This is a genomic window from Kineococcus vitellinus, assembly GCF_009906315.1.
GTDB classification, from domain to species: domain Bacteria; phylum Actinomycetota; class Actinomycetes; order Actinomycetales; family Kineococcaceae; genus Kineococcus; species Kineococcus vitellinus.
On sequence record NZ_JAAALL010000433.1, the window covers coordinates 1 to 2,636 of the forward strand.

2 protein-coding genes and 2 riboswitches are annotated in these 2,636 nt (G+C 77.9%); of the genes, one reads left to right on the top strand and one right to left on the bottom strand.

Annotated features, from left to right (window positions below):
- The coding region (locus GTQ99_RS22030; protein ID WP_166617826.1) for an aminotransferase class V-fold PLP-dependent enzyme at positions 1 to 1,263 on the bottom strand (1,263 nt) is incomplete at its 3' end.
- A 50-nt stretch (positions 1,264 to 1,313) separates the two neighbouring features.
- Positions 1,314 to 1,427, bottom strand: a riboswitch (SAM riboswitch).
- Positions 1,428 to 1,520: 93 nt separating this feature from the next.
- Positions 1,521 to 1,612, top strand: a riboswitch (SAM riboswitch).
- 61 nt (positions 1,613 to 1,673) lie between these two features.
- Here GTQ99_RS22030 and GTQ99_RS22035 point away from each other — a divergent pair.
- A partial coding sequence (locus GTQ99_RS22035) for a methylenetetrahydrofolate reductase (RefSeq protein WP_166617827.1) occupies positions 1,674 to 2,636 on the top strand: 963 nt, incomplete at its 3' end.

The window sequence follows — 2,636 nt, forward strand, 5'->3', positions numbered from 1 at the left end:
GTCGACGAGGCCGTACTCCAGGCGCGGTCCGCTGGCGAGGAAGCGCTCCAGCGCACCGAGCAGCCGCTCGACCTCCTCGGAGGTCGTGCCCACGCCCGTCGAGGCGCGCAGCCCGCCGGCGGCGATGCCCAGGGAGTCCGCGAACCGGTGGGCGCAGAAGCGCCCGTCCCGCACGCCGATCCCGTGCTCGGCGGACAGGTAGGCCGCGACGGCGGAGGCCTCGTGCCCGGGCAGCGTGAAGGTCACGACGCCGACCGCGTCCGCGGGGTGCGGGCGCACGAGCGAGACGCCGTCCAGCGCGCCGAGCCCGGCGACCAGCTGCTCGCGCAGGGCGGCCTCGTGCGCCTGCAGCGCCCCGTCGGGCAGCGCGGACAGCGTCGCGCACGCCTTGGCCAGCGCCACCGCCCCGACGACGTTGGGCGACCCCGCCTCGTGCCGGTCCGCACCCAGGGCCCAGCGCACCGCGTCCGCGCCCACGTCCAGCGTGGCGCCCCCGCCGGCCAGGTACGGCTCGGCGGCGTCCAGCCAGTCGCGGCGCCCGACGAGCGCTCCCGCCCCGAACGGCGCGTACAGCTTGTGCCCCGACAGCGCGATCCAGTCGATCCCGGCGTCGGCGACGTCGACGCGCCGGTGCGGCAGCAGCTGGGCGCCGTCCACGGCGGTGCGGGCGCCCGCGGCCTGCGCGGCCCGGGCCAGCCGGCGCAGCGGCAGCACCTCGCCGGTGACGTTGGAGGCGCCGGTGACGGCCAGCAGCGCGTAGCCGCCGCGGGCGAGCTCCGCCTCCAGCAGGTCGGCGGTGGCCTCGGCGTCCCGGCCGCCGCGCACGACCGTGGTGCGCGCGGAGCGCTGCCAGGGCAGCAGGTTGGCGTGGTGCTCGACGTCGGCCACGAGCACCCGCCCGCCGTCCGGCACGGCCCGCGAGAGCAGGTCCAGCGCGTCGGTCGTGCTGCGGGTGAAGACCACGACGTCGTCCGGGCGGGCGCCGACGAAGGCGCCCACCTGCTCGCGCGCCGCCTCGAAGAGCGCCGTCGAGACGCGGGAGAGGTACCCGGCGCCCCGGTGCACGCTGGCGTAGTGCGGCAGCAGCCGGGCGACCTCCTCGGCCACCGGGCGCAGCGCCGGTGCGCTCGCGGCGTTGTCGAGGTTGGCGTAGGCGACGTGCCCGCCGGTGGCCAGCGGGACCCGGGTCCCGGCCCCGACGACCGGCAGCAGGGGGCCGACGGCGGAACGGCATCGCGGGGTGGGCAGGGTGCCGAGGGTCACGGGACCTCCAGGGGGGAGGGACCTGCCGGGAGACCGGGGTCGCCCGGCGAGGTCCGCGCTTGCGGGCACCACCTCGGTGCCCACCAGGTCGTCACCCGGGGCACCCCGCCGCGGAGGAGGGTTGCCGGCCAGCGAGCCGGGGCTTCGCGCTGGCGCTCATGACCTGTTCGGAGACTGCCACGAGCAGGTGCCGCGCGGCAACAGCGGGTCAGCGCGGACCCTTGAAACCCGGTGACCCCGCGGTCTACTGTCGAACGACACCATCCAGAGCGGCCGAGAGTCCTGGCTCGACGACGCCGCAGCAACCCCCCGAGCCCGGGCGCGGGTGCTACCGCCAGGTCGATGGAGTTCGGAATGAACGCACCACCCCTCGCTGACGCCTGCCCGCCCCCGGGACGGGCCGTCGGCGGATGACCCTCGCTGCGCTCGTCGCCGGCGCGACGGGGCGGCCCACCCTGAGCCTGGAGCTGTTCCCCCCGCGCACCGAGGCGGGGCGCGGTGCGCTGCACCGCTCGCTGGAGGAGCTGCTGGCGGCGGGCCCGGACTTCGTCTCGGTCACGTTCGGCGCGGCCGGCGGCACCCGCGACCGCAGCCGGGAACTGCTGGCGCACGTGCTGAGCACGACGGCGGTCCCGGCGATGGCCCACCTGACGTGCGTGGGTTCCTCGCGCCGCGATCTCGTCGACCTCGCCCAGGAGTTCCTCGACGCCGGGGTCCGCGACTTCCTCGCCCTGCGCGGGGACCCGCCGGCCGGGGACCCGGGCTGGCGGCCGCACCCCGACGGCGTCCCCACCGCCCGGGACCTCGTCGAGCTCCTCCAGGTCGCCGAGCGGCGCCGGCGGGCGCTGCGGGGCCCCTCGCCGCCGCCGGGCGAGGGGGCGCTGAGCCTGGCCGTCGCGGCCTTCCCCCGCGCCCGCTGCGAGGCCGACCTGGCGCTCCTGCGCGCCAAGCAGGAGGCCGGCGCGCACTTCGCGATCTGCCAGGTCACCTTCTGCGCCGCGGAGTACGCCGCCTTCGTGCGGCGGGCCCGCGCGGCCGGGGTGACCATGCCGCTGCTGCCGGGGCTGGCCGTCAGCGACGACCCCCGGCGGCTGCGCCGCATCGGCGAGCTCACCGGGGTGCAGGTGCCCGGTCCGCTGCTGGCGGCCCTCGACGCGGGCGGCCCGGCCGAGCGCCGGCGGGTCGCGACGGCGTCCGCCGCGGCGCTGGCCCGCGGGCTGCTGGACGCCGGTGCGCCGGGTCTGCACCTGTACACCTTCAACGCCGCTGCCGCGGCGCTCGACCTGCTCGAGCACCTGGACCTGCCCCGCCCAGCGGGCCGCGGGAAGACCCGGAACACGCAGAACCCCCAGAATCCCCAGAATCCCCAGAAC